The 20,839-nt window shown below is 53.0% G+C and carries 21 protein-coding genes; 11 read left to right on the top strand and 10 right to left on the bottom strand.

The features are described 5' to 3' along the window. Positions 1 to 133 precede the first annotated feature (133 nt). Entirely contained in the window at positions 134 to 1,777 is a 1,644-nt protein-coding gene (locus JRI89_06410; GenBank protein MBW2070873.1) for an AAA family ATPase, read from the top strand. Beyond that, the gene (xth, locus tag JRI89_06405; protein MBW2070872.1) at positions 1,778 to 2,563 is read left to right on the top strand and encodes an exodeoxyribonuclease III; all 786 of its coding nucleotides are present in this window, start codon (positions 1,778 to 1,780) and stop codon (positions 2,561 to 2,563) included. On the opposite strand, the gene rsmG is transcribed toward xth, so the two are convergent. The 8 genes from rsmG to JRI89_06365 all read right to left on the bottom strand — a co-directional run bounded on the left by rsmG (position 2,560) and on the right by JRI89_06365 (position 9,357). After that, positions 2,560 to 3,216 carry a 16S rRNA (guanine(527)-N(7))-methyltransferase RsmG gene (gene rsmG / locus JRI89_06400; GenBank protein MBW2070871.1) on the bottom strand — a complete coding sequence of 219 codons (657 nt, stop codon included), beginning with the start codon at positions 3,214 to 3,216 and terminating at the stop codon, positions 2,560 to 2,562. The two genes, xth and rsmG, sit on opposite strands and share 4 nt — an antisense overlap. Before the next feature lies 1 nt (position 3,217). Then, positions 3,218 to 4,639 (bottom strand): tRNA uridine-5-carboxymethylaminomethyl(34) synthesis GTPase MnmE, encoded by a 1,422-nt coding sequence (gene mnmE, locus JRI89_06395; GenBank protein ID MBW2070870.1) that lies wholly within the window; start codon positions 4,637 to 4,639, stop codon positions 3,218 to 3,220. A gap of 80 nt (positions 4,640 to 4,719) precedes the next feature. Then, positions 4,720 to 5,394, bottom strand: coding sequence for a protein jag (locus tag JRI89_06390; GenBank protein MBW2070869.1), 675 nt, complete (start codon positions 5,392 to 5,394; stop codon positions 4,720 to 4,722). 59 nt (positions 5,395 to 5,453) lie between these two features. Further along, positions 5,454 to 7,127 carry a membrane protein insertase YidC gene (gene yidC / locus JRI89_06385; GenBank protein MBW2070868.1) on the bottom strand — a complete coding sequence of 558 codons (1,674 nt, stop codon included), beginning with the start codon at positions 7,125 to 7,127 and terminating at the stop codon, positions 5,454 to 5,456. A gap of 121 nt (positions 7,128 to 7,248) precedes the next feature. Beyond that, the gene (gene yidD / locus JRI89_06380) at positions 7,249 to 7,476 is read right to left on the bottom strand and encodes a membrane protein insertion efficiency factor YidD (GenBank protein MBW2070867.1); all 228 of its coding nucleotides are present in this window, start codon (positions 7,474 to 7,476) and stop codon (positions 7,249 to 7,251) included. After that, entirely contained in the window at positions 7,469 to 7,867 is a 399-nt protein-coding gene (gene rnpA / locus JRI89_06375; protein MBW2070866.1) for a ribonuclease P protein component, read from the bottom strand. The genes yidD and rnpA overlap by 8 nt, the downstream gene beginning before the upstream one ends. A gap of 26 nt (positions 7,868 to 7,893) precedes the next feature. Continuing rightward, complete coding sequence (rpmH, locus tag JRI89_06370; protein ID MBW2070865.1) at positions 7,894 to 8,028, bottom strand: 50S ribosomal protein L34; 135 nt, start codon at positions 8,026 to 8,028, stop codon at positions 7,894 to 7,896. Positions 8,029 to 8,385: 357 nt separating this feature from the next. Beyond that, positions 8,386 to 9,357 (bottom strand): hypothetical protein, encoded by a 972-nt coding sequence (locus JRI89_06365; GenBank protein MBW2070864.1) that lies wholly within the window; start codon positions 9,355 to 9,357, stop codon positions 8,386 to 8,388. A gap of 386 nt (positions 9,358 to 9,743) precedes the next feature. Here JRI89_06365 and JRI89_06360 point away from each other — a divergent pair, with 386 nt between their 5' ends. Together JRI89_06360 and JRI89_06355 are read left to right on the top strand one after the other, a co-directional pair. Then, a complete protein-coding gene (locus JRI89_06360) occupies positions 9,744 to 10,193 on the top strand; it encodes an iron-sulfur cluster assembly scaffold protein (GenBank protein MBW2070863.1) in 450 nt (149 codons plus the stop codon). A 66-nt stretch (positions 10,194 to 10,259) separates the two neighbouring features. Continuing rightward, positions 10,260 to 11,135 (top strand): DUF89 family protein, encoded by an 876-nt coding sequence (locus tag JRI89_06355; GenBank protein ID MBW2070862.1) that lies wholly within the window; start codon positions 10,260 to 10,262, stop codon positions 11,133 to 11,135. Positions 11,136 to 11,231: 96 nt separating this feature from the next. Here the strand turns inward: JRI89_06355 and JRI89_06350 are convergent, their stop codons facing one another. Beyond that, positions 11,232 to 12,107: a LysR family transcriptional regulator gene (locus JRI89_06350; protein MBW2070861.1), complete on the bottom strand. Its 876-nt coding sequence runs from the start codon at positions 12,105 to 12,107 to the stop codon at positions 11,232 to 11,234. A 500-nt stretch (positions 12,108 to 12,607) separates the two neighbouring features. Between JRI89_06350 and JRI89_06345 the strand changes: the two genes are divergently transcribed. From JRI89_06345 to nrfD, 4 genes are read left to right on the top strand one after another with little or no spacing between them, the layout of a single operon-like run. After that, positions 12,608 to 13,171 (top strand): cytochrome c3 family protein, encoded by a 564-nt coding sequence (locus JRI89_06345; protein MBW2070860.1) that lies wholly within the window; start codon positions 12,608 to 12,610, stop codon positions 13,169 to 13,171. A 39-nt stretch (positions 13,172 to 13,210) separates the two neighbouring features. Beyond that, positions 13,211 to 15,613 carry a molybdopterin-dependent oxidoreductase gene (locus tag JRI89_06340; GenBank protein MBW2070859.1) on the top strand — a complete coding sequence of 801 codons (2,403 nt, stop codon included), beginning with the start codon at positions 13,211 to 13,213 and terminating at the stop codon, positions 15,611 to 15,613. A gap of 8 nt (positions 15,614 to 15,621) precedes the next feature. Then, positions 15,622 to 16,371, top strand: coding sequence for a 4Fe-4S dicluster domain-containing protein (locus tag JRI89_06335; protein ID MBW2070858.1), 750 nt, complete (start codon positions 15,622 to 15,624; stop codon positions 16,369 to 16,371). Between the two features lie 44 nt (positions 16,372 to 16,415). Next, positions 16,416 to 17,648 (top strand): polysulfide reductase NrfD, encoded by a 1,233-nt coding sequence (gene nrfD, locus JRI89_06330; GenBank protein ID MBW2070857.1) that lies wholly within the window; start codon positions 16,416 to 16,418, stop codon positions 17,646 to 17,648. Between the two features lie 23 nt (positions 17,649 to 17,671). Here nrfD and nadB read toward each other — a convergent pair whose 3' ends face one another. After that, positions 17,672 to 19,300 carry an L-aspartate oxidase gene (gene nadB, locus JRI89_06325; protein MBW2070856.1) on the bottom strand — a complete coding sequence of 543 codons (1,629 nt, stop codon included), beginning with the start codon at positions 19,298 to 19,300 and terminating at the stop codon, positions 17,672 to 17,674. 222 nt (positions 19,301 to 19,522) lie between these two features. Here nadB and JRI89_06320 point away from each other — a divergent pair, with 222 nt between their 5' ends. From JRI89_06320 to JRI89_06310, 3 genes are read left to right on the top strand one after another with little or no spacing between them, the layout of a single operon-like run. Further along, entirely contained in the window at positions 19,523 to 19,822 is a 300-nt protein-coding gene (locus JRI89_06320) for a hypothetical protein (GenBank protein MBW2070855.1), read from the top strand. Further along, complete coding sequence (locus JRI89_06315) at positions 19,815 to 20,531, top strand: HAD family hydrolase (protein MBW2070854.1); 717 nt, start codon at positions 19,815 to 19,817, stop codon at positions 20,529 to 20,531. Before JRI89_06320 ends, JRI89_06315 begins: the two co-directional genes overlap by 8 nt. Further along, positions 20,531 to 20,839, top strand: a complete 309-nt coding sequence (locus JRI89_06310; GenBank protein MBW2070853.1) for a J domain-containing protein — start codon at positions 20,531 to 20,533, stop codon at positions 20,837 to 20,839. The genes JRI89_06315 and JRI89_06310 overlap by 1 nt, the downstream gene beginning before the upstream one ends.

The raw sequence follows: 20,839 nt of genomic DNA, 5'->3' as shown, positions 1-20,839 counted from the left end.
TCATCCCCTGTGCCCGGCTCATAAAAAGAAGGTTTACAATTCGCTGATAGATCATCTTTGTACACTCTGGCAGTTTCAACTGTTCTACGTTACCATAAGATAATACAGGGCAATGATAACAGGGGTGAACACAGTGGCGGGCGAGAATTCCACATTGCAGCAAATAGGGGATATTCCTCCTGAGATAGAGGCGGCTTTTCTGAAGCCATCCTTGTATCCGCATGCAGTGGAAGAGATTTTTTGCTGTGAAACCCACATCTCCAAAGTTTTTCTCACAGGCGGCTACGCCTATAAGGTGAAAAAACCCGTCAATTTTGGCTTCCTGGATTTTTCCACCCTGGAGAAGCGGCGCCATTTCTGCGAGCGCGAAGTTCATCTCAATCAGCGGCTCAGTCACAACATATACCTCGGTGTGGTGGCTGTCACTCGAAAGGCTGGCGGTTATGAACTGGACGGGCCAGGAGAGGTGGTGGAATATGCAGTCAAAATGAGGCAGCTCCCCGGAGAGCGCTCCATGCTGGAGCTCCTCCGTCGTGGTGAGTTGCATGAAGGACTGGTGGCGGAACTGGCAGTACTTCTTGCTAACTTTTACAGGAAGGCTCGGCACGGGCAATCCATCGATAAAATGGGAACGGTTGAAACTGTGAGGCTAAACTGTGAAGAGAACTTTTCCCAGATCGAGCCCTTTGTGAGCCGAGTAGTGCCAGCTGAACCGTTTCTGTATATTCGGCACAATGTGAGAGAATTCCTGGAGCACAGGAAAGTGCTCTTCGACCGGCGGATTGCCCACGGCCACATCTGCGACGGACACGGTGATTTGCGGCTGGAGCATGTCTATTTTCTGGACACTGTGCAGGTTATAGACTGCATCGAGTTCAATGACCGGTTTCGCAACAATGACGTCACCGCGGATCTGGCCTTTCTGGGCGAAGGACTCGACTTTTACCGCAGAGAAGATCTCAGCCACACACTGGTGCGCACCTATGCGAGCGCGGCAAATGATCCCGAGGTGTTTGTTCTGCTGGATTTCTATAAATGCTATCGGGCCCTGGTGCGGTGCAAGGTGGACTGCCTCAGGCTGGCAGAAGGGGGTCTGCAACAGCGCCAGCGCCAGGAGGTCATCGAGAAGATTCAGCGGCACCTGGACCTGGGGAAGCTCTATGCGGCCACCTGCAGCCGGCCGACCCTGTGGCTCATGTGCGGTTTGAGCGGCAGCGGCAAAAGCAGGATTGCCGATGAACTGGCTGAGTGCTTTCAGGTGAAGGTAGTGCGTTCGGATGTAATCCGGAAAAAGCTGCACGGCATTGAGCCGCATACCGGGGTGGTCACAGAGTTTGGCAAAGGCATCTACAGTGAAGCTGCCACGGAGAGCACCTATGACCAGCTCCTTCTCGCAGCACGCAGGCAGCTGGCACAGGGCAACTCCTGTATCCTGGATGCGACTTTCGGTAAACGGCACCAGAGGCAGCGGGCGAGACAAGTGGCTGCAGAGATGGATGCCTGCCTGATAGCTGTGGAATGTCTTTGTCCTGAGGAGGTGCGGCGACAGAGGCTTGCGCAACGCCAGGGGCAGGTGCTCTATAGCGACGCTCGGCTGCAGCACATGGCTGCTCAAGGTTTGGCCTTCGAAGAGGTGGATGAGCTGCCCCAGGAAGTTCACCTGCGGCTGAGGACAGACCAGAGCCTGGCAGAAAGTTTCGGAGAACTACTTGCCGAAGCGTACTGGCGCCAAAGGGTGCAAGCAAGAACGGCTTGCTCTAGAGGTGGGGAGATTTGAATGAAGGTTGCCAGTTGGAATGTGAATTCAATTAGGGTGCGTTTGCCAGCAGTACTTGAGTGGTTGGCTGCGGAACAGCCAGATGTGCTCTGTCTTCAGGAAATTAAGGTGCCAGACGAACTTTTCCCCGGCGAGGTCTTTCGTGAACGCGGCTATGAAGTGGCAGTGAGCGGCCAGAAGACTTACAATGGCGTGGCCATCATCTCGCGATATCCACTTGTGGATGTCCTGCCAGGTTTTCCTGATTACGAGGCGGAGGGCCAGAAACGTTTGCTCGCTGCTACCGTGGGCAAAGTGCGCCTGTTGAACACCTATATCCCCAATGGAGCTGAGCCCGCCTCTCCAAAGTTCATCTACAAACTGGAATTCATTGCGGAACTCCGCAGGTATCTGGAGAGGTTGCACTCACCAGCCGACCATCTGCTGCTTGTTGGCGACTTCAATATTGCCCCGGAAGAAAGAGACGTCTACGATGCGCAGGCCATGGAAGGACAGATAGGTTTTCACCCGAAGGAGCGGGCAGCTCTTACAGAATTGAAAAATTGGGGCTTGGAGGATGTGTTCCGTCGTCATCACAAGGAAAGGGGCCACTACAGCTGGTGGGATTACCGGGCCAATGCCTTTCGCCGCAACATGGGACTGCGGATAGATCATATCTGGGCTACTGCACCAATGGCAGCGCTCAGCAGAGAGTGCGGCATGGTAAAGGAATTGCGAGCCAGGCCGAGGCCTTCAGACCACATACCTGTGTGGGCCACTTTTGCCTATGAACCCGAGAGAGACTAATATCGCTTGTTGAAAAAGAGAAGGGTTCGAGCGCCACTGCGATGCGGCAGCTGCAAGCACACCACACGGCTGAGCACCAGCCTGCTAGCGGCGCCAAGCTTCTGCAGCCTGGAGCGATCTCCAGAGTTCGTGGGGCCGAGCATGACCACTAGCACACTCTGCGGCGCCAGCAGCCCGGATAGCAAATGGAACAGCTGTTCTGGCTGCTGAAAGGCGCGGCTGATAACGATCTGATAGCGGGGCACCACCTCCGGCATCTCCTCTATTCGCCCATGGCTGACAAGAATTTTCTGCAGATTGAGGCTGCGAATGATGTGCTGCACAAAAGTGATCTTTTTTCTGCGTGAGTCCACCAGGTGCACCTGCATAAAAGGAGCAGCTATTTTGAGAGGGATGCCGGGGAACCCTGCGCCGGTGCCGATGTCGAGGAGACCCTTGGCTCCGGCCAGATAAGGAAGAGGAGTGAGTGAATCAACGAAGTGTTTTATCAGTATTTCTTCCGGTTGAGTGATGCCGGTGAGGTTGAACTTCTGGTTCCATTCCAGAAGTTCTTGCAGGTAGAGCCAGAACTGCTCTGCCTGATCAGGGATGAGCTCAACGCCGATCTGGTCACAGCTTCTTCGCAGAAGGTGTAGGAGGCTTTTCTTGTCCACCCTATTTGCCGATGCAGAACTGATTAAAAATTTGGTCCAGGACATCCTCACTAGTAGTCTGACCAATGATGTCACCCAGGTGAGCCAGACTTTCCTGCAGTTCAACGGCGAGCAATTCTGGGGCGCCATTTGATTCCAGCAGATTGAGACTACGCGCCAGGGCTTCGAGCGTACTTTCCAGGCACTTCTTGTGCCTCAGGTTAGGAGCCACCAGCGAGGTTTCAGTGTCAAGGCGCTCACCAATTATGGTTTCCAAGATGGCATCCTTGAGTTCTTCGACGCCGTCTCCTCGCAGGGCGGATACCTGCAGAAACCGCTCACCTGGGAAGTGCTTTGTCAGCTCGCTGAAGTCAGGATGCGGTGGCAGATCCACTTTGTTCACAATCAGCAGTCGGGGTTTGCTCGAGATCTCTTGATAGATGTGAGCGTCCTCCTTGGTCAACTGCTGGCTGCGGTCCAGGAGAAAGAGCACGAGGTCGGCTCGGGACAGTCGTTCTCTGGCGCGTTCGATTCCCAGCCGCTCAACCGGGTGCTCAGAAGGATGAAGACCAGCTGTGTCTACCAAACGCAGAGGGATGCCCCGCAGACTGCAGCCCTCCTCGATGAGATCTCTGGTAGTGCCGGGTATGGGAGTAACCAGTGCCCGCTCTGAATTCAGCAGGTTGTTGAGCAGACTCGATTTGCCCACATTGGGTTTACCAGTAATAATGACGCTCAACCCCTCGCGCAGAATACGGCCGTCTTCATACCGCTGCAGAAGTTGTTTCACAGGCTCATATACCCGACTGCGAAGCCGTTCGGTGAAATCCGTCTGATTCAGGTACTCTACATCATCTTCCGGAAAATCGATGGCAGCCTCCACATACGCCAGCAGATCGAGCAGATCACCTCTGATCCTGGCGATCAGCTGGTGCATTCTGCCTTGGAGCTGCTCACCGGCCAGTTCGAGACTCTTATGAGTTTTGGCATTTATGAGATCGGCAATCGCTTCCGCTTGGGTGAGATCGATGCGGCCGTTCAGAAAGGCGCGTCGGCTGAATTCTCCGGGTTCTGCCAGGCGAGCCCCGTGCGAAAGGATGAGGTGGAGAATCCTTTCCAGAACGACAAGGCCGCTGTGACAGTTGATCTCAACCACGTCCTCTCGGGTGTACGTGTGAGGCGCCTTCATAAAACTGACAAGGACCTCGTCCACTGCTTTGCCGGTCTCCGGACAGATGATATGCCCCAGGTAGAGCTGGTGTGAAGAGAGATGTTGTCGATCTTTTCGGGGGCGGAACAATCGTTGGCCCACGGCCCATGCCTGCGGACCGCTGAGCCTTATGATACCTATGCCAGCAGTCCCTATAGGAGTGGCTATGGCAGCGATAGTGTCTTCAGGGGTTTTCAAAGCACGCATATTGACGGCGGCGGCTGCCGGGATCATCCTGAGATGGCGACCTCAGAGGCCTGCCAGTTGTCTACAGCGGCATTCTGGTGTCGACCTCAGCCCTTGGTGTGAGCATCTCAGCTGGTACTGTTGTTGGCAGGATTCTCTCTGTTGCTTTCCTGCTTTTTCACGGGGAATACAACGACTTTACGAAACTCCCCTTCGCCTTTGCTTCTGGTCCTCAATTCGTGGTCGTCCTTGAGGGCGAGGTGCAATATTCGGCGGTCATAGGCACTCATGGGGCTGCTTGCTGCTGGCTTGCCTGATTTCTTGACTCGCTCACCCAATTGAAGGGCTACCTCCGTAAGAGCCTGGCGCCTTCGCTCCCGGTAGTTTTCTGTATCAATAAGGATATGGACCTTTCTGGAAGATCTCTTGTTGAACATCTTGTTGACAATGTATTGCAGGGACTGCAGGGTCTTACCTCTCTTGCCAATGAGCAGGCCTGAACCATTGCTGGAGATATCGAGTTTTATCTGACCATCTACCCAGCTGGCACTAACCGTGGCTGGAACTTGTATGTGAGAGAGAATCTGCTCCAGAATTTCCTTTGCTCTGGTGAGGAAGACTTCATCTTCCACTTCTTTGGGGGCGACCAGTATTTTCGCCTTTTTGGTGCCGAGTCCGAAAATACCGGGAGACCCTTGTGAAACGATTTCTATGTTGAGCTGGTCTGCAGTGAGATTAAGCTGCTCACAGGCCTTGGCAATTGCTTCCTCCACAGTTTTTGCTTCGATTTCAATACCAGACATTGTTTCCTCCGTTTCGAAGACTGGCGGCATTGGAGTCGGGGCTCAGCCACAATTCCTCATCAGGTCTGTGCTTTTTTGTTAATAAAGTATTGCTGCCCGATCTGGAGAATGTTGTTTACCAACCAGTAAAGCACCAAGCCACTGGGAAAGTTGACAAACAAGAAGGTGAAAACAACGGGCATCATAAGCATCATTTTTTCCTGTCGGGGGTCGCCTGTTGTGGGGGTCATCTTTTGTTGGACGAACATGGAGACTCCCATGAGCAAGGTTAATACAGGCAGACCACCGAGATAGGGGATCTGGAAGCCTATGTTCAAGCGATCAGGTGCTGACAGGTCGTTGATCCACAACATGAATGGTGCATGTCGCAAGGCGATCGAGCTATAGAGCACCCGATAAAGAGCGAAGAATACCGGTATCTGCAGCACCATCGGCAGGCAGCCACCCAGAGGATTGACTTTATGAGTACGATAGAGCTGCATTATTTCCTGATTCATTCGTTCCTTGTCGTCTTTATACTTCTCCCGTATTTTCGCCATCTTGGGCTGCAATTTTTTCATGGCCTGCATGGACTCGTAGCTCTTCCGGGTGAGAGGCCAGAACAGTACTTTTATCAAGATTGTCAACAGAATGATGGCGACACCATAATTGTGCGTAAAACGGTTGAAGAATTTCAGGCATACCAGTAAAGGCTGCGCAATGACATCGAACCAGCCGAAGTTCACCGCCTTTTCCAATTTTAGGTTGGCCGCTTTCAGGGTTTTTACATCTTTTGGCCCCATATAAAGGGTGTAGTGGAAAGATTTGCTGGCACCTGGCTGAATCAAACTTTTGGGGCCGACGAAGGTGCTTTCAACCATGTGCGTGGCTGGCTCCAAGATTTTGAGGAGGGCATGATTTGGCGCTTGTTCTTGAGGAACCACCGCCATAATGAAGTATTGATTGGTATAAGCCACCCACTCTACCGGTCCGGGAATGACCTTTTCGCCCTCTATCTTTTTGACTTTGATTTCATCCAGTTTATTGTCCACTAGCAAAGCAGGCCCCTGAAAGCTGTACCGCCCGGCCTTCTCGGAAAATGGCACGTTCACCAGGCTGAGGGTGGGGGAATCTTCCCACGGTTGAGATCCCAGGTTGGTTACTGCGATGTTCAACTCTATGAGGTAACTGTCCGGATGGAAGAGATATTCTCGGACAATCCTCAACCAGCCAGGGGCCTCGTAGGTAAAGGTGAGCTTCTTGGGTTTGCCTTCCTCACTGATTTTCAAAGTTGTCTGATCGGCGGAAAAGTGAGCCAGATTCAGGGCTGCCACCGGATGACTGAGGAAGTTGAAGGCAAGGGGCAGCTCCTCGATTTTCTGGTTTCTTACCAACTGCATGCCGGGCGAATCTTTGGCAATAGTTTCGCGATAGCGTTTCAAGGTATAGCTCTTGAGACGTCCGCCTGTCTCAGTGAAGACCGCCCGATAAAGTGGCGTTTCAACGGTGATGTCGCGGCTCGTCTGCTTGGCGGCGGCGGGCAGGCCAGGAGGCGCCATTCGGGCATTGTCAACCCGAGGGCTCGCTTGTGGGGCAACCTTTTCTTCCTTTGGCACGGGAGCTCTTTTGGCCACCTTTTCCGCGGCAGGACCCTTCTTTGCTGCTGGTGGAGGAGGCTTGGGCGCAAAGAATGCCTGCCACAGGACGAGCACCAACAGGCAGAGTATGACAGCAAGGAAAGCTCGTTTGTCCATTATGAAAAACTCCTGAGCCGGGCAGCATGAAGAGCGTCCTCATCTACAGAAAGCCTGCGGCGATATGCTCTGTCCGGCGCACCTTGTTTCTCGGGTTCCGTGGGCAAAAAAGAGAGCAACACTAGGACCTACGATGATTTTCCACTGGGTCATAGCCGCCGGGGTGAAGTGGGTGGCAGCGAAGGAGACGAAAGAAGGCAAGGGCGAGGCCTCGTCTCACACCAAAAGCCTGAATGGCCTGACGGGCAAACTCAGAACACGTCGGGGTGAAACGGCAGGCCGGGGGGATCCATGGCGAGATTACCAGCTGATAGACCCGAATACATCCGAGTAAAAGATCCTTAAGCATGATTATTGTCGTCCAATAAAATGGACGTTAACTCCTCGCGAATTTCATGGTAGCGCAATTCTGCGGAACCCTGTTTCGCGATAATGACCAGATCATGAGAGGCAGGCAATACATGCTTGTGAAGGCGATAAAATTCCCGCAGGCACCTTTTCAGACGATTTCTCTTTACAGCCTTTCCCACCTTTTTGCCGACCGCGATGCCCAGACGTGAAAACTGCAATTCATTTGGCCGCGTAATGACTATGAAATGCTTGCTATAGCGGCGTCTTCCCTGGCGAAATACAATCTGGAAATCGTTGCGCCGGCGTAACCTCTCATCTTTGCTAAAAGAATATCTCTTTTTGCCACTCGATCCCGGCACCTCTGAACCCGGTAGGATTCTTTTTTTCAATCGTCTTGCCTATTCGTCAACTTGCTTCAAACAGCCAGCCTTTTTCTCCCTTTCGCCCGTCTGCGGCTGATGACCTTGCGACCCGATTTGGATCGCATCCGCACAAGAAAGCCGTGAGTTCTTTTCCTCCGGGTGTTGCTTGGTTGATAGGTACGTTTCATCTGCTCTCGTTCCTATGTGAGCCGCTCCCTTATCTGCTCACAGGTTGGGTTAGAATTTTGTGTTGTTTATGAGATGCAGAAAAATCATAGTCCATAAAGGCGGTATTATTAAACATAACCGCCGTCATTTGTCAAGATCAAACAAGCAATCCCTTTGCCATTTTTTCAGTGGAGAGATTAAAGCTGCCTTTGTAAACCAGGTTGTTCATCACTGTCTCGGTGCCGCCTCTCCCAGCTGTCTCGTTTGCAGAAGATGGCTGGAGACGGTGTGGGCCGGCGTCCGCAAGCGTTCCAGGGAGAAGCGCATGTGCATGAGGATGTTAGCGTTGACAAAGGCAATGACAGGTAGCAGAGAGGTTACTCGGATAGAAGGATTTGCAGAACGGCTGGGGAAGAGCTGTTAGGCCTAAGCCAGCCAGCGATCCGTGCGAACATCCACCAGGCAGCTCTAGCCTTCAAGATGCAATTGATGTTTGCCTCATGAGGTGTGCTCGAATGGGCACAGCCTGTGCAGCCATCGTATCCTGAAACGTCATTTCCCGTGGTAAGTCTTTCCAATTCAGAGCCTCTGTTTGCAGCAATCCACTGTACGGCCCAGTTGCCTCCGGAATAATTCAAATTGTCGAGCATAGCCTTGTCCCAGAAATAGGCGCCATTGGGATCATACGCCTCGATGTCAGCGAAATCGAAAAGCAGCCGGTGGTTCGCTCGACAGTGATTGCGAATGAGCTCGTTGTTATAATGCACGTGACCGCTCCCGTCGGATTGGGGATCATCGTAAAGGTTTTCACCCTGTCCCTCGGCATGGCCTGTCATGAAAACAAAGGTGACATTCGCGTATTCAGAAATGAGGATCTCCATGTTATTGATGTATCTTTGCGCATTGTGCAAATTAATGCTGCACCAGGACCACATCACCACATTGATGTGGCTGTTGGCCGGGTTGTCCAGCAATTTGCGCGTGGCAGTTACCCAGGGGGTTACTCCATGTTCGTCAATATAGTCCCCCTGGCTGAGATCAGGGCAGCCGGGGATACCATAATCATCAAGGTCAAGTGCTTCCTGCGGCAAGCCATCGTCCTCCCAATCGTAGCTGTTTCCAAACAGAGGATAGTTCTCCAGTGCATTCATGCCAGTGATCAACTGGCTACCATGAGATGTATGCTGGTAAGCAATGTGAAGATCTGTTTTGGCCTTGGCGATCCAGTAGGAGGGGATTTTGCCCAGATCGGTGCAGTTGTGGTCGATGATCACGCCTTCGGCGTTGGCCAAGGCCTGCAAAGACATGACCGCAAGGAACACGGCGCAAACAAAAAGCATGGTTTTCATACGGAAGGGCATCATTCCTCAAACTTTCCTGTTGAACGAGACTTCGGATACAGCCAAAAGCACAATACATCACAGTTTGTAGGAATGTAAATATAGAAATTAGCCAGGCCACTAGACATCCAGGCTTAGAAGATGTAGGTCCATGCCATGCTGCTGGTCACAACTAGATGGTTGCTTACAGGGAAGGCAATTGTTAAATTAGGCACAAGAGCATACTGCCGCTGTTGAGGTAGCTCTTTGCGGGTAATCTGTAAGAGGGGCGTCATAACATGAAAGGCGCGATTGTTTGCGCAGGCCATGACAGCGGCATTTTGCCGCCCAGCCATGAGGGTCAGGTCTGATCTGAGAAGGAAAAAAGTTGCTGCTGGAAGAGAAGGAGAAGTGCCATGAGTGGATCATTGGATGAATTTGCCGAACATTTGCAACAGGAGATAATTGCCCAAGCGAAGAAGACCTATGGAGCGGCCGCTGTGGAAAGATGGCTGCACCCTAGTCATCTGGGGAAAATTGAAAATGCCTCGAGCTTTGCTCGATTGAAGGGTTCTTGCGGTGATACCATGGAAATGTATCTGCAGATCAGAGACGACCACATTTTGGAGGCCCGTTGCTATACAGACGGCTGCGCCTCGAGCATGATCTGTGGTTCAGTAGCTGCTGAACTTGCCACGGGTAAAGACCTAGATGAAGCGGCGCAAATTGCGGCCGATACCATACTTGCGGTTCTCGAAGGTATGCCAGCAGAAGAGCGTCATTGTGCTTCTCTGGCGGCAGAAACGCTGCAGGCTGCTATTCACAACTGGATGATTAAAAATGTAGCTCATCAGAAAAGGCACTGAACATTGTGGCAGGAGACCGCCAACAATCAGGACTTTGGGCTACAAGCCGGCCACGGTGGGGTTCTCATGAACATGACTCTGGAGTGTATCCCTTGCTTCCTGCGGCAAACCATGGAAGTGGTGCGATTGGCAAAGGTGGATGAGGGGGATCAGGAGAGGATACTCAGGAAGGTATTATTGCGGCTGGCCGAGGTGAGCTTCCAGCAGTCGCCGCCTCGACTGGCCACTATTATCCACGCAGAGATTCGCCAGGAACTTGGTAGCGAAGACCCTTACAGAGAGGTGAAAAAGAGGTCCAACCTGCTGGCCCTCGAGTTGTATGAACAGATGCGGCAGCAGGTAAATGATTCAGCTGATCCTTTTGAGACCGCGGTGCGGTTGGCTATTGCCGGCAACATCATAGACTTTGGCCAGGGCTACACCCCTGAGAGGCAGCAGGTGGTGGAGGGAATCAAACAGGCCATGGTGCAGCAGCTGCCGACTGCAATGCTTGCTTCTCTGCGCTCTGCTGTCGCCCGAGCAAAAAGGATAGTTTATCTGGGAGACAATGCAGGCGAGATAGTCTTCGACCGGCTGCTCATCGAGCAAATGGTTCCGGAAAAAACAGTCTTTGTTGTTCGCGGCGGGCCGGTGTTGAACGATGCTACCATAGAGGATGCCGAGGCAGCAGGGCTGCAGCAACTGGTAAAGGTGGTTGACAACGGCTCGAATGCGCCCGGCACTATTCTGGAATTCTGTTCGCCATCTTTCCAGGAACTGTTCTGGCGAGCAGATCTAATAATAGCCAAGGGCCAGGGAAACTACGAAACACTGTGTGACGTTGCGGCGCCCGTGTTTTTCCTGTTAAAGGTGAAGTGTCCAGTGATTGCCCGGCGCCTCGGGCGGCAGATGGGGGAGCAGGTCATTGTCAGCACCGACAGGGCTGATCATGGTTCTGAGTAAAGCGCTGGGGAGAGGCCAGGCAAGATGGCCGGGTGAAGAAGAGATCTGTTGCCGCTACCTGACGCCTCGAGAGGTCTGCTCCTGGGCAATCTCCTTTCAGGGAAACATATCGCTTCCCTGGGGAATTTCAAAGAGAAAGTCAACGAATGCCTGTCCAAGTGGGGAAAGTGAACGTCTCTTGTGTGTTACAAGATAGAAACTGCGGCGCAGGTCTAGTCCTCTGATCGGCACCTGCGCAATGAGACCAAAGCGTACATCGTCACGGATGGCCATCTTTGAGAGGATTGATACTCCTACCCCTGCTTTTATGCCCTGACGAGTGGCATCAGTGCCGAAGCCGGCATCTTCGAGTAGTTTCACGGTCATGATCCTGGTGCCCGAGCCAGGCTCCCGCAGAATAAAAGGGGCAGCAGTGAGCTGCTCGAGTTTCACTGAGGTTTGCCCTTCCCAGGCATGTCCAGGCGGCACAGCCAGGACCATCTCGTCTTCAAAAAGTTTTTTGAAGACTAGTTTGCCGTTGTTGACTCTTGCACCCACCACTCCCAGTTCGACAGTGCCATCGAGAACTAATTGGCTGATCTTCATGGTATCATCGATCAGCAGTTTGATGCGGATCTCTGCATACTGTTTCTTGAAACGACCAATAATGGCAGGCAAAACATACTGGCCAGGTATAGTACTGCCTCCGACCTCCAGTGTGCCGGCCATTTTGCCCCGGTGAAGTTGCAGTGCCCTCTCGGCCTGACGCTTGACGTTGAGCATTTTGCGGGCGTAAGTGTAAAGGATTTCACCTGCGGCTGTGGCAGTCACCTCGCGTCCTGAACGATCAAAAAGTCTCACTGCTAAAAGATTTTCCAGGTAGCGAATGTGCTCACTCACCGTGGGCTGAGAGCGAAGGCATGCTTCGGCTGCCTTGGAAAAACTCTTCAATTCCAGAACCTTACAAAAGATCTCTAGTTTGTGGAGATCCATGGGCAAAACCTTTCAAATGCGGAATGGGGAATGTTGCTGGGGGTACGATCATGCTAGAAACAGCAGGACGATGAGTAAACTGTCTGAGCTCCGAATTGAACCGCGCCTCTTTTACTCGGCCGCTCGGCGATTTTTTCTATGTGATCATACCAACTATGGCAGAGGCCGACCACCTGGCAGGCCGCTGCTGCTGAAAATAGTCATTCACAGCAAGGGCTTTGCTTGCTGGCTTTGAGGCAAGAAGTCCAGTGCAGCTTAGAAAGCAATGCCTCCTCTGTCAAGTTCGGCGGCCTTACAGAAGAAAAAACCTATAGCATAAAGATATTGCACACATTTTCACTTGACAAAGGAAAATGAACACGCTAGAAAGGGAGCAGTTTAATTTGTGAAAAAAAGCTTTTTCAAGAGTGGTGCCGGGTGCTGCTGACCGTGACCCGGAAAATCACGCGCGTTGACAATCCATTCACCCTACAACATCAAATAGAGAATAGAGGCGTTTCATGAGCGGAGAGCATACACAGCGGGAGTCTGGTGCACTGGGTTGGACCCTCTTTGTTGTTGGCTTCGTGGGTGCCTTGTTTGTGGGCTGGGTCGTTTTCCCAAAGCTGCTCTACTCTACCCAGCAGCAGCCATTGAATTTTAACCACGCCGTCCACATGGAGAATGACATGGCCTGTGAAGACTGCCATGGCTTCAGGGAGGACGGCTCATACGTGGGTATCCCCCAGGTGGAGAAGTGTGCTGAATGTCACGAGGAGCCCATGACCGAGAGTGAGGCTGAAGCAAAACTGGTGACAGAATTTGTCGAGCCAGGCAAGGAGATCCCCTGGCTTTCCTATACCAGGCAGCCGGATAACGTATTTTTTTCTCACGCTGCTCATGTGCTCATGGCCGAAATGGAGTGTACCTCCTGTCACCGGGACGCCTCCCAGGAGGAAGAGACGCCACCAGTGCAGGTGAATCGCCTCACCGGATATCCCAAGGGGATTATGAAGATGTATAAGTGCGAGGACTGCCATGCGCGTGCAAGTGTGCACAACGGCTGTGACGTCTGTCATAAGTAGACGAACGAACAAGGTCAATCGCTCAAGGGGAAGCTACTCATGAAAGTAGACAGAAGGGCCTTTGTCAAGTTGATTGCTGGCGGTATTGGGGGGACTTTACTGTCACCATTGCCGTGGAAGCTGGCTGATGATTCTGCCATCTGGTCACAAAACTGGTCCTGGCGGCCTTCGCCTGAACGGGGCGAGGCCACTATGGTCAATACTGTCTGTCAACTCTGTCCTGGCGGTTGCGGCATCAGAGTTCGACTTATCAATGGCAAACGGGCTGTACGGCTAGACGGCAATCCCAACAATCCTCTCAATCAGGGAGGCATATGCCCTCTGGGTGCCACCGGCCTGCAATACCACTACGGCATCAGCCGTATAGAGAGTCCCCTCAAACAGAAAGGTACCCGGGGAGAGGTGAAAACCCTGGAGCCCATCACCTGGGACGAAGCAGTGGCACTGCTTGCAGCCAAACTGAAATCCTTACGGGCGCAACCCCAAGGATTGGTATGCCTGAGCGGCAAGCAGAACGGAACTGTCAGTGAGTTTTTCTCCCGCTTCCTCGAAGCCTATGGGTCGCCGAATTACCTGACCATGCCTGCTGCGGCGCAGGCGGAATCTCTTGGAGTGTTTCTGAGCCAGGGTGTGAGAACTCCCCTTTCATATGATTTTGAAAATGCCAGAATGATATTGAGTTTTGGTGCTGACCTTATAGAAGGATGGGGTGCTCCCTGCCGAATGATGAGCGCGTTCAGGCTGTGGCGCAGTAAGAGCGGCAGCCAGAAAACCCGGCTGGTTCAAATAGAAACGCGCGGCTCACTGACCGCTTCCCAGGCAGACGAATGGCTTGCCGTAGCACCTGGAACAGAAGCTGCTCTCGCTCTGGGTCTTGCCCATGTAATTGTCCGCGAGAAGATTTATGACAGGGCTTTTGTAGATAATTACACCCATGGTTTCGATGACTGGACTGACAGCCAGGGTCGCCGCCACCAGGGGTTCAAGTCTATGCTTCTCGAGGAGTATACCCCCGCTCGAGTTGCCGAAATTACCGGTGTTCAGCAGGAAAAAATAGTTGAACTGGCCCGGAACTTTGCTTTGACAAAGCCGGCTCTGGCAGTGAGCGGCCGGGGTCAGGGCAAGATGGACGGCAGCCTCTATGAGTTTCTTGCTGTCCTGAGTCTGAATGCACTGGTGGGAAGTGTGCATCGACCAGGTGGTGTGAGCTGGGCAGTGACGCCACCGCTGGCACCGTGGCCCAAGGTGGTTCAGGATAGTACCAGCCGTAATGGCCTGCGCTCAGAAAGGCTTGACGGCTCCGGGGGACCAGACCTTCCTCTGGGAGGCCACCTCCTGTACAATTTTCTCGAGAATGTGCCCAAGGGGAAGCCCTATCCAACAAAGATGCTCTGGGTGTACGAGGCGAACCCCGCGCATGATCTGGCCGATGTGAATCTCTTTGTCAAGGCCCTCGAAAAGATCGACACTGTAGTATCGTTTTCCTCCTTTATGGATGAGACCACAGTCATGGCCGATCTGATCTTGCCAGCACCAACCTTTCTGGAACGTTTCGAAGATGTATCAGGTGACAGGGGGCTCCAGTACGCCTACTTCGGTTTGAGCCGGCCGGTGCTGCAGCCCCGATTCGAGTGTCGCCATCCAGGTGATGTCCTAATCAAACTTGCCAAAATGCTCGGTGGCAGTGTGGCCGCCAGTTTTCCCTGGGACAACTATGAAGAAGCGCTGCAGGCGAGAATTCAGGGACTGGCTGCGGCTCCTAGCGGCAGGGTGGCGGATGAGCCAGGTCTGCAGCCATGGAGCCACCTGGGTGAGCGGCTTGCGCCTAACTATGGCTCCGCAGATGAACTCTGGGAAATGCTCCAGGAGCATGGCTGCTGGTATGACACCTCTCAGAGCATGCCTTCCCTGTCTTCTGCCTTCAAGACTCCTTCCGGCAAGTTCGAGTTCTATTGCCAGGCTCTGAAAGAGGCTGGGGTGACTGGCTCGGATTCGACCTATCTGCCGCACTATCAGCCAGCTGACCTTCCAGGAGGAAAAGAAGAATATCCTTACCTGCTCATGCCCTATGAGGTCATGATTATCGAGAATGGCCCTCTGGCAAACCAGCCGTTTATGACCAAGATGCTGTTTGATTTTGAGCTGAAGGGCAGAGACAGTTTCGTTGAAATCAACCCCAAAACAGCAAAAGAAGTGGGCCTCAGAGAGGGTGACCGCGTGGAGCTGACCACGGCAATCGGTTCTGTCAAGGTTCGCCTCCATCTGACAGAGTCTGCCAGACCCGGGGTAATTTTCATACCGCTCGGACTGGGTCACTCTGCCTTCGATAGGTACATCCGGGGCAAAGGTGCGAACGCCAATGAGGTTCTCGCTGTTCTGCAAGAGCCGTTAACCGGGCTTGCAAGCTGGTGGGGAACGCCAGTAAAAATCTCCAGAGCGTGAGGTAAGAAATGAGCGAACACAAGACAGGTGGAGTTCGTTACGGCATGGTCATTGATCTCGACAAATGTACCGGGTGCATGGCCTGTGCTGTTGCTTGCCAGCAGGAAAACAACATTTCTTTCAGGGAGGACGAGAGTAACAAGCTGCGTTCCATCACCTGGCTGAGGGTGTTTTACCTGGACAATGGCAAGCCTTACCCTGAGCATCGACAGGCGTATTTGCCGAGGCCATGTCAGCATTGTGACTCACCACATGACTCCCCGTGCACCATTGTCTGCCCGGTGAACGCAACCAAAAGGGACGAGGCAAATGGGCTTGTCAACCAGATCCCGGTACGTTGTATCGGCTGTCGTTACTGCATGGCCGCCTGTCCTTATCATGCCCGCTATTTCAACTGGTGGGACCCGAAGTGGCCGAAACCGATGGAGCAGATGCTTACGCCTGATGTGTCACCACGGATGCGGGGTGTGGTGGAAAAATGCACCATGTGTGTCCACAGGCTTCAGAGAGCTAAAGACAAGGCATTTATGGAAGGACGACGCGAGTTGGAGGAGGGAGAATACGTACCTGCCTGTGTGGAGGCCTGCCCCACAAAAGCAATGACCTTCGGCAATCTTCACGACCCGCACAGTGAGGTGGCCAAACTGGCCAAGAGCCCTCACGCTTTTCGGCTTCTGGCCAAGCTGGGGACGCACCCCAAGATAATCTATCTGAGCAAGCAGGATTGGATTCGCAAGCAGGCTGATAACTTTATATGAGTCGATAACGGTTGGCAAAATACCACGGAGAAGAGAGGATAAGCATGGACTCTGCACTCATTCCTGAGGGAGTTAGACGCTGTTCGTTCAAGAAGTTCGCCCTCTGGGTACTGGTGATTCTCGCTTTCCTCGGCTGGGGGTTGCTGGCGGGCTTCTTGGTCCTATGGAAAGGCCTCAATCAGACCGGCCTGAATGATTATTTCGGCTTCGGCCTGTGGATAACGGCTGATCTTGGCATTATTGCCTTGGGAGCAGGGGCATTCTTTACCGGCTTTCTCACGTACGTCATCGGCAAGAAGGAACTGAAGGACATCATTAACCTGGCAGTGGTGATTGGCTTTATCTGCTACACTGGAGCCCAGCTCGTACTTCTCCTGGACATCGGCCAACCACTGCGCGGCTGGTTCACATTCTGGCATCCAAATGTCCACTCCATGCTCACGGAAGTGGTCTTTTGCATCACCTGCTACACTATTGTGCTCGTTATTGAATACCTGCCGTTAATTCTGGAAAACAGAGTCCTGGATCGGGTGCCTGAATTCCACTACTTCAGTCACAATCTGCACGAGATCATGGTGGTGTTTGCAGCCACCGGGACTTTTTTGAGCTTCTTCCACCAGGGGTCCCTGGGAGGATTGTACGGCGTGCTGTTCGGCAGGCCTTTTGCCTTCCGTGAGGGCTTTTTTATCTGGCCCTGGACTTTCTTCCTGTTTGTGGCCTCTGCCATAGCCTCAGGGCCGGCGCTCACCATTCTGGTTTGCTATCTGCTGCAGGAGATCACCCGCAAGAAGCTGGTCCGGCGTGAAGTTCTTTCTGAGTTGGCCAGAATCACCGGATACTTGTTGGCCTTCTACATGGTGGTCAAGATCGCTGACACCTGGTACTGGGCCAGTCAGCTGGCGCCGAGTGAGGGGTTCAACCTCAGTGATTTCTACATGTCGCCCTATGGCAAATGGCTGCTGGTTGCCGAGCTCGGCGTCTGTGGCGTGCTCCCGGCCCTGATGCTGCTCTGTCCGTGGTGCAGGGAAGATGACGTCTGGTTGCTTACTGCCTGTGTGCTCGACTGCACCGGAATTTTGCTCAATCGTTTCGTCTTTACCGTGCAGACCCTGGCTGTACCGGTGCTGCCCTTTGATCAGTGGCAGGTCTACATCCCCACCTGGCAGGAGTGGGCCCCCACGGTAGCCCTGGTGGCATATGGGGCGCTGCTTATTTCTCTTTCCTATCGTTACCTGCCAATGTTTCCCAGGGAAAAGGAGCTCAATCCGAGCGACTGAGCCCTTATTTCCTGAGGAGGCTGTTATCCCGAGAACATTTGCTGGTCCCCCAGGCGAGTGACGGTGTCGTGCAGCCAATGCTCGTCGTCTTTGCGCGGATGATCGAGGTTATAGTGCAGACCGCGACTCTCGGTGCGGCTCCGGGCACAGGTGACGATGATTTGTGCCACCGTTGCCAGGTTCCGCAGTTCTATGAGATCGCTGTTGAGACTGATATTTGGGTAGTGTTCATTTATCTCCCGGTGGATCTGGACAAGGTGGTTCTGAGCCAGCCGCAAGCGATTGTTTGTGCGGACGATACCCACATAATTCCACATCAGGCGCCTAATTATGTCCCAGTTGTAGGCAATGAGCACCATCTCACTCCTGTTGCTGAGAAAGTCCATCTCCAGCGGTGGAATTTCGGGCAACGGCTCTTTCTTTGCGGTCTCAGTTCGCCTGTTGATATCCAGGGCAGCATTGTGAGCGAATACCAGGGCTTCGAGCAGGGAGTTGCTCGCCAGGCGGTTAGCGCCGTGGAGGCCAGTGCAGGCTGACTCTCCAAGAGCATAGAGATGCTCGATGCTTGTGCGGCCCTGTTTGTCAGTAAGGATACCGCCGCACATATAGTGAGCTGCAGGGACTACGGGAATCGGTTCTCTTGTCATATCGATTCCCAGCGATAGACATTTATCATAGATATTGGGAAAACGCTTCTCGAGGAAATCAGCCTCGCGATGGCTGATGTCAAGGTAGACACAATCATCGCCGCTCTGCTTCATTTCCGTATCGATCGCCCGGGCCACCACGTCGCGGCAGGCCAGATCCCCGAGGGGATGGTATTTATCCATGAAGCGGTGGCCGCGTCTGTCGATTAACCGCCCGCCTTCGCCCCGCAGAGCTTCGGAAATGAGAAAGTTCTTGGCGTGGGGATGATAGAGACAGGTTGGATGAAACTGGACGAATTCCATGTTGGCGATCAGTGCCCCGGCGCGATAGGCCATGGCCACACCGTCGCCGGTGGCCACGTCAGGGTTGCTGGTGTAAATGTAAACTTTGCCGGCACCTCCGGTGCAGAGCAGAGTGTTCTGGGCGAGGAAGGTGACGATTCTGTTTCCCTGAATATCCAGGATATGGGCGCCCCAACACCGCACCCTCCGTCTGGTGGTTAGAAGGCCGCGCTTGAAGAAGTGGCATTCAGTAATAAGATCAATGGCAATGTGATTTTCGAAAATCTCGATGTTTGGATGCTCCTCGGCCATAGCCACCAGAACTCTTTCCACTTCTCTGCCGGTCATGTCATGGGCATGGACGATTCGGCTGCGGGAATGGCCTCCTTCCCGGCCGAGGTCAAAGGAGCTGTTGGCGCGTTTGCCCATGTTGAAGTGAACCCCCATCTCTGCCAGTTCCTGGATGCGGGCCGGGCCGTTTTTTACTACCATCTCCACCACATCTGCATGGCACAGACCGTCGCCTGATTGAATGGTGTCCTGAATGTGAAGATCGAAGGAATCATCCGGACCCAGCACGGAGGCTATGCCTCCCTGGGCATAGTTGGTGCTGGTTTCCACTTTTTCTTTCTTGGTGACCACGGCAACCCGGCACTCTTCTGCCACTTTGAGAGCAAAACTGAGTCCTGCTATGCCGCTGCCGATGACCAGGATGTCGAATATTTCAGTTTCAGGCCGAGCCACTTCACTGCCTCCCTAGAGTCGTTTGTGGAGCTCTGCAATGCTTGACATTCTGGATGATATTATATATTAGTCGGCGGATAAAAGAAGGAGAATGTTCTTCGTGACTAACTTGTTGAAATAAGAAAAGTAACTTTTGTGGGAATGTGGTAGGAGATCAAGTGAATGGTCTTAATTACTGCCTAGAAAAGAGGAGCGTTGACAGTGGCGATCAGATGTTCGACCCCTCGAGAGGTTGGCGAAAATGTTGCCTCGGGAAACAGCCAGGCGAGAGGTGAGATGGAGGAACAGCAGCCACATGTGCCACAGGAGGCGGAGAGCGACTGCGAGGCGGATGCCATTGATCTCAATAGAGTTTTTGGTGAGTCGGAACTTGACTTGAATGCCATGTTTCCTGACAGAGAGATGAGGAAATTTCTGGCTCAGGTGAAGCGAAATCGGCGCAGCAATCAACGTTTCATAGAAAGCGTCAGACAGGAAAAAATCACGGGGGAGGATGGCTGACCACAGGATGTTGGAAGAGCAGCATGGCAGGGGGAGCTCGAGAATACGCGCGGTGATATTCGATTGTGACGGCGTACTCGTTGAATCACGGCAAGCAAACGCTGCCTTTTATAACACGATTCTCTCCCACTTCAACAGGGAGCCTCTCACCGAGGAGGAGCTTTCCTATGTACACTCCCACACACTGGAGCAGTCCCTGGCTTTCCTTTTCAAAGACAGCGCTCATCGCCAGCAGGCCTTGCAGTATTGGCAAAATATGGACTATGGGCCGATCCTGGCGCTGCTGACTTTGCAACCTGGGCTGCGAGAGTGTTTGCGGCAGCTGCATGGCAACTACCACATTGCTGTGGCCACCAATCGAACTACCACCATGAAAGGCTTGCTGCGCCGCTTTGCCCTCGAACCCTACTTCGACATGGTTGTCACCTCTTTGGATGTTTCGCAGCCCAAACCTCATCCCGAATCTATAGATAAGATCATATCTTTTTTCCAAATCGACAGACAGGAAGCCTGTTATGTGGGAGATTCGGCTGTTGACCAGGAAACAGCCCTCCGGGCAGGCGTATGCTTTATTGCCTATCGGAATAGAGAACTGCAGGCCGACTACCACCTGAGTCATTTTTCGCAGCTTGTGCCGCTGTTGGAGCGCATGGCTTTTCAGCCTGGAAAAGGCAAGCTGAGCAGCAGCCCGGGCACTGTAGAGGAATAATGAAGCAGTTACCTTTCAGTTTTGCTGACATAGACCGAGCTCGAAGACTTCTAGGCCTGGAAGAGAGGGCCAGCATCAGAGAGATAAAGGCAGCCTATCGCCGACTCTGCAAGGAATGGCATCCTGACCGGCAGAGGAGCCAGCGAGCCAGCGTGGCCAAAATGCAGGATCTGAATGCAGCCTACCGTTTGCTTCTCGATTACTGTCAGCTCTATCCATGTTCTTTCGTCCAGGAGAAAGTTGAAAAGTTTGATCCTGAAAAGTGGTGGTTCCGACGTTTCGGGAACAATATCCGCTCGCGCGAGTGA

It is taken from the genome of Deltaproteobacteria bacterium, from assembly GCA_019309045.1.
Lineage (GTDB): Bacteria > Desulfobacterota > Syntrophobacteria > BM002 > BM002 > JAFDGZ01.
The sequence above is the reverse complement of the archived record's forward strand: the minus strand, read 5'-3'. Positions and strand labels throughout refer to the sequence as shown.

Coding starts and splice junctions, on each gene's coding strand:
- yidC (MBW2070868.1), bottom strand. CDS start 7,127: ATGGACAAACGAGCTTTCCTTGCTGTCATACTCTGCCTGTTGGTGCTC.
- JRI89_06355 (MBW2070862.1), top strand. CDS start 10,260: ATGAACATGACTCTGGAGTGTATCCCTTGCTTCCTGCGGCAAACCATG.
- nrfD (MBW2070857.1), top strand. CDS start 16,416: ATGGACTCTGCACTCATTCCTGAGGGAGTTAGACGCTGTTCGTTCAAG.
- JRI89_06335 (MBW2070858.1), top strand. CDS start 15,622: ATGAGCGAACACAAGACAGGTGGAGTTCGTTACGGCATGGTCATTGAT.
- JRI89_06310 (MBW2070853.1), top strand. CDS start 20,531: ATGAAGCAGTTACCTTTCAGTTTTGCTGACATAGACCGAGCTCGAAGA.
- JRI89_06360 (MBW2070863.1), top strand. CDS start 9,744: ATGAGTGGATCATTGGATGAATTTGCCGAACATTTGCAACAGGAGATA.
- JRI89_06315 (MBW2070854.1), top strand. CDS start 19,815: ATGGCTGACCACAGGATGTTGGAAGAGCAGCATGGCAGGGGGAGCTCG.
- JRI89_06345 (MBW2070860.1), top strand. CDS start 12,608: ATGAGCGGAGAGCATACACAGCGGGAGTCTGGTGCACTGGGTTGGACC.
- rpmH (MBW2070865.1), bottom strand. CDS start 8,028: ATGAAACGTACCTATCAACCAAGCAACACCCGGAGGAAAAGAACTCAC.
- JRI89_06390 (MBW2070869.1), bottom strand. CDS start 5,394: ATGTCTGGTATTGAAATCGAAGCAAAAACTGTGGAGGAAGCAATTGCC.
- JRI89_06365 (MBW2070864.1), bottom strand. CDS start 9,357: ATGAAAACCATGCTTTTTGTTTGCGCCGTGTTCCTTGCGGTCATGTCT.
- mnmE (MBW2070870.1), bottom strand. CDS start 4,639: ATGATCCCGGCAGCCGCCGCCGTCAATATGCGTGCTTTGAAAACCCCT.
- JRI89_06350 (MBW2070861.1), bottom strand. CDS start 12,107: ATGGATCTCCACAAACTAGAGATCTTTTGTAAGGTTCTGGAATTGAAG.
- JRI89_06340 (MBW2070859.1), top strand. CDS start 13,211: ATGAAAGTAGACAGAAGGGCCTTTGTCAAGTTGATTGCTGGCGGTATT.
- yidD (MBW2070867.1), bottom strand. CDS start 7,476: ATGCTTAAGGATCTTTTACTCGGATGTATTCGGGTCTATCAGCTGGTA.
- xth (MBW2070872.1), top strand. CDS start 1,778: ATGAAGGTTGCCAGTTGGAATGTGAATTCAATTAGGGTGCGTTTGCCA.